This window comes from Kitasatospora putterlickiae, assembly GCF_039527695.1.
Lineage (GTDB): Bacteria > Actinomycetota > Actinomycetes > Streptomycetales > Streptomycetaceae > Kitasatospora > Kitasatospora putterlickiae.
This window is the reverse complement of record NZ_BAAAKJ010000425.1, coordinates 7,731-15,611: the sequence shown is the minus strand read 5'-3', so window position 1 is coordinate 15,611 and position 7,881 is coordinate 7,731. Positions and strand designations below refer to the sequence as shown.

Annotated in this window: 5 protein-coding genes; 4 read left to right on the top strand and 1 reads right to left on the bottom strand. The window is 68.5% G+C overall.

Annotated elements, in window-relative coordinates:
- Positions 1–280 precede the first annotated feature (280 nt).
- Positions 281–607: a putative quinol monooxygenase gene (locus ABD308_RS35300; RefSeq protein WP_344344105.1), complete on the top strand. Its 327-nt coding sequence runs from the start codon at positions 281–283 to the stop codon at positions 605–607.
- The gene (locus tag ABD308_RS35295) at positions 604–1,845 is read left to right on the top strand and encodes a helix-turn-helix domain-containing protein (RefSeq protein ID WP_344344103.1); all 1,242 of its coding nucleotides are present in this window, start codon (positions 604–606) and stop codon (positions 1,843–1,845) included. The genes ABD308_RS35300 and ABD308_RS35295 overlap by 4 nt, the downstream gene beginning before the upstream one ends.
- Positions 1,846–1,992: 147 nt before the next feature.
- Here the strand turns inward: ABD308_RS35295 and ABD308_RS35290 are convergent, their stop codons facing one another.
- Positions 1,993–2,595, bottom strand: a complete 603-nt coding sequence (locus ABD308_RS35290; RefSeq protein ID WP_344344101.1) for a superoxide dismutase — start codon at positions 2,593–2,595, stop codon at positions 1,993–1,995.
- A gap of 319 nt (positions 2,596–2,914) precedes the next feature.
- On the opposite strand from ABD308_RS35290, the gene ABD308_RS35285 reads away from it, so the two are divergent.
- Complete coding sequence (locus ABD308_RS35285) at positions 2,915–5,245, top strand: M9 family metallopeptidase (protein ID WP_344344099.1); 2,331 nt, start codon at positions 2,915–2,917, stop codon at positions 5,243–5,245.
- A gap of 234 nt (positions 5,246–5,479) precedes the next feature.
- Complete coding sequence (locus ABD308_RS35280) at positions 5,480–7,825, top strand: M9 family metallopeptidase (protein ID WP_344344098.1); 2,346 nt, start codon at positions 5,480–5,482, stop codon at positions 7,823–7,825.
- The last annotated feature ends 56 nt before the right edge of the window (positions 7,826–7,881 follow it).

Here is a 7,881-nt window from a genome sequence, read left to right as displayed (position 1 = left end):
CCGGCACCGCCTCCGGTGCCGGCGGCGCCCCCCATTCCAGCGGAACCGGAAACCGGGCACTGCTGAGCGGGCTGACCGCCACGTTCCACCCCATTGATCCTCCACCACAGATGGACAGCACTGCCGGCTGACGGCAGCAAGAGGGAAGGCCATTCGTCGCCTTGAGCAACGAGCCAGGCACTTAAAGTAGTCGCAGGAAAACTGCGAGTCAAGAATCACTGCTACTCACAATTCTTCACCGGGTCGTGCGAGACTCGACCGAACCAGGAAGGGGAGAAGCATGGGATTCGGCCTCGTTGTACGCTTCGTCGCCCGTGATGTGACGGCTGCTCACGCATTCGACCGGCTGGCACGGGAAGCACTCAAAGGGATCCGCACCAGGGAGCCCGGCACTCTCGTCTACGTCAGTCACGCCGTGCCGGACGAACCGCGCGTCCGGGTCTTCTACGAGCTGTACGCGGATCGCGAGGCATTCGAGGAGCACGAGCGGCAGCCCCACGTCCGCCGGTTCCTGGCCGAGCGCGGCCAGTACCTCGAATCGTTCGAGGTCACGTTCCTGGACGAGATCGACGGCAAGGGATCGTCCACCCACGGGGGCGGCCGGTGAGCCCCGAGGAGCAGCGAGCGTTCGGTTCCCGGGTGGCCCAGCTCCGCAAAGCGCGTGGCATGCGGCAGGATCAGCTCGCTACAGCCGTCAACCGGACATCCAGCTGGGTGTCGCAGGTCGAGCGCGGCATCCAACCGGTCGTACGTCTCGACGTACTCCAGTTGCTCGCGGAAGGCCTTGGAGTCTCTGTTCAGGCCTTGAGGCCGGACGCCCCGGCGCCGACCCGAGCCGCGTCGGTGACATCGGACCAGGTCAACGACCTCGACCAGGTGCGGCTCTCACTCTCCGGCCATCCCGCCCTCCACGCCGTACTCGGCGAGCGCCCCGACACGACCGCACCCGACGTAGCCGAGCTCGCCGGCGCCGTGGCGGAGCTCTGGCATCTGACACACAACGCCCGGTTCGCGGAGCTCAGCACAGCCGTCGCCGACACCCTGCCACGACTTGAAGGCGCCACGCGCACCGCCACCCCGGAGGCACGGCCGGAGCTCCAACTCCTCCTTAGCCAGGCGTACCAGGCGGTCGCGGCGGCATTCGTCCGCCAGGACGAGGCCGATGCGGCATGGGTGGCCGCAGATCGGGCGATCCGGGCCGCCGAACAGTCCGGCGAGCCTCTGCAAGTCTTCGCGGGCATCTACCGCTTGGCCCACGCATTCGTCCGGCTTCGACGGTTGGACCAGGCGGAACACGCGGCCGGGAAGGGTGTGACAGCACTGCGGACCTGCATCTCGGCGGCCGGTCCACCCTCGCCGGAAGCGCTCTCCGTGCTCGGCTCGCTCCACCTTGTCCTCGCGTTGGCCGCCGCCCGCGCCGGCCAACGCGAGCAGGCCCGCAAGGAACTCGCCGACGCGCGAGAGGTCGCAGCACTGCTGGGTGAGGACCGCAACGACTTCAACCTGGAGTTCGGCCCCACGAACGTCGAGATCCAAGCGGTGTCGGCGGCGGTCGACCTCGGGGACGCGGGCGAGGCCCTGGACCTGGGGCGGCGGATCGATGCGGGTCGGCTCTCACCCGAGCGAATGTCACGGCTGCTGGTCGACCTCGGAAGGGCCCACGCCCAGCGGCGACACCTCGGGGAGGCCGTCGACTGCCTCATCCGGGCCGAGGAACTGGCACCGGAGAGCGTCCGGAGCCACCTGGCGGCCCGCTCGGCCATCCGTGAGCTCGTGCTCCTCGCGGGCCGGAGCGCTCCGCCGGAGCTGGTGAAGCTCGCCAAGCGTGCCAACGCCACAGGATGACGAGGAACCCTGAGCCGAGGCCGTTCGCGTGAACCGAGCCTCCCGACCGAAACGAGAGGGCCCCGGCCGGTGCGCACCGGCCGGGGCCCTCCGTTACCTGCCCTGCCCTGGGTCAGGTGTTCACGGGCGCGTCACCCCCGGGAGGGGTCAGGCGCTCTTGGCGGCCGCGAAGCGGGCCGAGACGTCCTGCCAGTTGACGACGTCCCACAGGCGGGTGACGTAGTCCGGGCGGACGTTGCGGTACTGCAGGTAGTAGGCGTGCTCCCAGGCGTCGAAGGCCAGCAGCGGGGTGGTGCCCTGGCCGACGTTGCCGTGGTGGTCGTAGACCTGCTCGACGATCAGGCGGCCGCCCAGCGGCTCCCAGGAGAGGATGCCCCAGCCCGAGCCCTGCACGCCGGTGGTGGCGGTGGTCAGCTGCTTCTTGAAGGTCTCGAAGCCGCCGAAGTGCTCGGTGATGGCGTCGGCCAGCTCGCCCTCGGGGCGGTCGCCGCCCTCCGGGGAGAGGTTCTCCCAGAACAGCGAGTGCAGCACGTGGCCGGAGAGGTGGAAGGCGAAGGTCTTCTGCAGGCCGACCAGACCGCCGAACTGCTCCTTGTCGCGCGCCTCGGCCAGCTGCTCCAGGGTGTCGTTGGCGCCCTTGACGTACGCGGCGTGGTGCTTGGAGTGGTGCAGCTCCAGGATCTCCGCGGACATCGCGCGCTCCAGCGCGGAGTAGTCGTACGGCAGGTCGGGAAGCGAGTAGGTGCCCATCAGGACATGGCCCCTTTCGGCCGGTTCAACGATGACGATCGTGCCGGGACAACACTATTGCGTATGAGTTGCAGGAACACATGAGGGGCTCCTGCGTATTCCCGACGTCTCATCGGACACCCACGCGAACCGCTGAGGGCGGATCAATTCGGGACAAAGGCCGCATTCGTCAGGCCTATGACAACGTTTCGGTTGCGACGAAACATTCTTCGATCATCGATCTTCCCAGCGCGCTGTGGCATATGCCATTTTACATGTCACACATCGAGAGGCCGCGTCCCCCATACCGCGGCCCGAACGGCCCCGGAGGCCCCCACAGATGCGTCCCTTCCGGATATCCACGGCCAACGCGCGCAGGCTCCCTGCGCTCGGCGCCGCCTTCTTCATCGCGCTCGGCCTGTTCGCCCCGCAGAGCCAGGCCGCCCCCGCCCCCACCGGCAGCCCGGCCCCGGCCGGCACCAGCGCCGCCTCGTCGACGCCGCGCTCCATCCCGGTGCCCAAGTCGCCCGACGCCAAGAGCACCAGCCCCTTCAAGCTCTCCGCCCAGGACAGCACCGAGGAGCAGGCCCCGCCGGCCGCGCCGGCCACCCCGCAGGCCAAGGCCGCCAAGGGCTTCTCGGCCGCGGCCGCCGAGCCCTGTCCCGACCTCTCCGGAGTGATCAACGCCACGGGCAGCGCGCTGGTCCAGCAGCTCAAGGCCCTGCCCGCGGTCGACTGCACCTACCCGCTGTTCAACCTCACCGGTGACAGCGTGAAGGCCTTCCGCGAGGCCAACATGGTGACCGTCGCCAACGCCCTGCGCGACGCCTCCGCCACCTACCCGGGTGACAACAGCACCAACATCGGGCAGCTGGTCCTGTTCCTGCGCGCCGGCTACTACGTGCAGTGGAAGTACCCGGCCCTCGTCGGCGCCTACGGCCCGACGCTGAAGAGCGCGACCGGCTCCGCGCTGGACGCCTTCTTCGCCTCCCCGCACGGCAAGGACGTCACCGACGCCAACGGCGCGCTCCTCGTCGAGATCGTCAAGGTGATCGGCCAGAGCGACACCCTCGGCCGCGAGGCCGGCGTGTTCAAGTGGCTGCTCACCAGCTACAACGGCACCTGGCCCGGCCAGATGACCAACACCGTGGCGGAGTTCGACTGGGTCCTCAAGGACGCCTACGAGTCCGAGACCGACGCCGCGGGCTGGAAGGCCGCCCTCAAGGCCGACCCGACCATCCTCAACGCCTGGTCCGGGTTCATCACCCGCAACGACTCGCAGCTGAACCGCTGGGACGTCGTCAGCAACATCGGCCGCTACCTGGGCCACGCCCTGAAGGTCGACGAGCTCAAGGGCCAGCTGCGGCCGGTCATGAAGGACCTGATCAACCGCTACCCGAACGTCGGCCCCACCGCCCCGATCACCATGAACCTGGGCTGGGCCACCCGCCAGTTCGACAAGGGCCACTGCGCGGACTACGCCATCTGCGACCTGGGCACCCGCCTCATGCCGGTGATCCTGCCGATCCAGCGCGTCTGCAACGACGGTCTGAAGATCAAGGCGCAGGACATGTCCCCCGGTCAGCTGGACTCCACCTGCACCAGCCTGATCAACCAGGACGCCTACTTCCACAAGATCATCGGTGACAAGGGCGCCATCCCCGGCGACGTGAACACCAACCTGGAGGTCGTCGCCTTCGACGACTACGACCAGTACTCGCTGTACGCCTGGGCGTTCTACGACATCGACGTCGACAACGGCGGCATGTACGAGGAGGGCAACCCGGCCCTGGCCGGCAACCAGGCCCGCTTCATCGCCCACGAGGCGTCCTGGCTGCGGCCGTCGTTCTCGATCTGGAACCTCAACCACGAGTACACCCACTACCTCGACGGCCGTTACAACATGGGCGGCGACTTCGAGGCCAGCCAGACCACCCCGACCATCTGGTGGGTCGAGGGCATCGCCGAGAACATCTCCTACGGCTACCGGGGCGAGCGCAACGCGGACGCCATCGCCGAGGCCGGCAAGAAGACCTACAAGCTCAGCGAGCTGTTCGACACCGTCTACGGCCAGAGCGCCGACGCCGACGAGAACTCCAACCGCGTCTACCGCTGGGGCTGGCTGGCCACCCGCTACATGCTCCAGGAGCACCGCTCCGACATCGACGCCGTGCTCACCAAGTACCGCGCCGGCGACTGGAACGGCGCCCGCACCATCCTGAAGCAGGACATCGGCACCCGCTACGACGCCGGCTTCGACGCCTGGCTGACCAAGTGCGCCGCCACCGACTGCGGCCCGCTGCCGGAGGCGCCCACCGGCCCGGTCACCCCGACCACCCCGGTCTGCACCATCGCCGACACCCGCCAGTTCGACAACAACTGCCGCCGCGACAACCTCACCGCCATCACCGGCAACTACAGCTACCACTTCATCAACCTGCCGGCCGGCGTCAAGACGCTGACCCTCACCAGCAGCGGCGGCACCGGCAACGCCGACCTCTACTACGGCGGCTCCACCTGGGCCACCACCGGCAACGCCCTGGCCAAGTCCACCAACGCCGGCAACGGCGAGACGCTGACCATCACCAACCCGCCGTCGGGCTGGGTCTACTTCAGCCTCGCCGCCCAGCAGGACTTCGCGGGCGTCACCCTCTCCGCGCAGTACCAGTAAGCAGCACCCGCACCACAAAGGGGCCCCGCCGGTTCGTCCGGCGGGGCCTTCGCGTGTTCGCGCCGAGCCTCACGAGGCCTTCACTGGACGGGAACTGACAACGTTTCGGTTGCGGCGGGCGATTATTCGGTCCGCGATCTTCCCAGCGGAGTGTGACGTGTGCCATTTTACATGTCACACATCGAGAGTCGCGTGCCCCAACACGCGGCCCAAGTGCCCCGGAGGCCCCCACAGATGCGTTCTTTCCGCATGTCCGCCGCCAACGCGCGCAGAGTTCCCGCGCTCGGCACCGCCTTATTCCTCGCGATCGGCCTGTTCGCCCCGCAGAGCGTGGCCGCCCCGGCCGGCACCGCCCCGGCGGCCACCGTGGTGCCCGTCGACGCCGGGTCCGCCGCCACCTCCCCGAAGGGCATTCCGTTCCCGAAGTCGCCGGGCTCAAGGAACTACGACCCCTACGGCAGCCCCGCCAAGAACTCCGGTGCGCAGAGCGCCCAGCAGGACGCCCCGGCCCCCGAGGCCGGTGCCGCGGCCAAGGGGCTCGCCGCGGCCTCCCCCTGGGACCCCTGTCCGCCGAACCTCTCCGCCGTGATCAACGCCACGGGCAGCGCGCTGATCCAGGAGCTCAAGAACCTGCCGCGGCCGGCCTGCGTCTGGAAGCTCTTCGAGCTCAACGCCACCGACTCCGCGGTCGCCTTCAACGAGTCCAAGATGGTGGCCGTCGCCAACGCGATGCGCGACACCGCCGTCGGCTACCCCGGCGACAACAGCACCTCGATCGGTCAGCTGGTGGCGTACCTGCGCGCCGGCTACTTCAAGAAGGAGCAGTACCCGGCCGCCCTCGGCGCCTACGGGCCGGCGGTCGACCAGGCGGCCGCCGGCGGGCTGGACGCCTACTTCGCCGCGCCGCGCAGCAAGGACGTCACCAACGCCAACGGCGAGCTCCTCGTCGAGATCATCAAGGTGGTCGGACAGTCGCACTCGGCCGGCCGGAACCTCGGCCAGATCAAGTGGCTGCTGGACAACTACAAGGGCACCTGGCCCCAGTGGATGATCGACAGCCTCTACGAGCTCGACTGGGTCGTCAAGGAGGCCTTCGAGGCCAAGAACGACGCCGCGGGCTGGAAGGCCGCCCTCAAGGCCGACCCCAGCGCCTTCGACACCTGGCTCGGCTTCATCACCCGCAACGACCGCACGCTGAACCGCGTGGACGTCGTCACCACCATCGGCCGCCACCTCGGGTACTTCCTCAGCGTCCCCGAGTTCAGGGACCGCACCAAGCCGGTGCTCAAGGACCTGATCCACCGCTACCCGCACACCGGCCCGACCGCCGGGCTCACCATGGGCCTGGCCTGGGCCACCCGCGAGTTCGACAAGGGCAACTGCGCCACTTACAACATCTGCGACCTCAGCACCCGCCTCATGCCGGTGATCCTGCCGACGCAGCACGAGTGCTCCCCGAACCTGAAGATCCGGGCGCAGGACATGTCCCCGGGCCAGCTGGATGCCACCTGCGAGAACCTGCTCAACCAGGACCCCTACTTCCACAAGATCATCGGTGACAAGGGCGCCGTCCCCGGGGACGTGAACACCAACCTGGAGGTGGTCGTCTTCGACAACAGCGACGAGTACGGCTGGTACGCCTGGGCGTTCTACGACATCGACGTCGACAACGGCGGCATGTACGAGGAGGGCAACCCGGTCGTCGCCGGCAACCAGGCCCGCTTCATCGCCCACGAGGACCCCTGGGAGCGGCCGGACTTCTCGATCTGGAACCTCAACCACGAGTACACCCACTACCTCGACGGCCGCTACACCATGGGCGGCGACTTCGAGGCCAGCCAGACCACCCCGACCATCTGGTGGGTCGAGGGCATCGCGGAGAACATCTCCTTCGGCTACCGCAACGAGCGCAACTCCAAGGCGATCGCCGAGGCCGGCGAGAAGACCTACAAGCTCAGCCAGCTCTTCGACACCGTCTACGACGACACCCTCAGCGGCGACACCAACACCATCCGCGTCTACCGCTGGGGCTGGCTGGCGACCCGCTACATGCTCCAGGAGCACCGCGCGGACGTCGACGCCGTGCTGGCCAAGTACCGTGCCGGCGACTGGAACGGTGCCCGCACCATTCTGAAGCAGGACATCGGCACCCGCTACGACGCCGGCTTCGACGCCTGGCTGGACGCCTGTGCCTCCAACGACTGCGGCCCGCTGCCGGACGCCCCGACCGGCCCGGTCGACCCGGCCACCCCGGTCTGCACCAACGCCGACACCCGCCAGTTCGACAACAACTGCCGCCGTGACAACCTGACCGCCACCACCGGCAACTACAGCTACCACTTCGTCAACCTGCCGGCCGGCGTCAAGACGCTGACCATCACCAGCAGCGGCGGCACCGGCAACGCCGACCTCTACTACGGCGACACCTGGGCCACCACCAGCGCCTACCAGTCCAAGTCCACCAACGCCGGCAACGGCGAGACGCTGACGATCACCAACCCGCCCGCCGGGTGGAACTTCTTCAGCCTCGCCGCCCAGCAGGACTTCGCGGGAGCCACCCTCTCCGTGCAGTACCAGTAGACGAGCGGTACCGACAGACAAGCAGCACCCATGACGAGGGGCCCCGCCGGTGTACG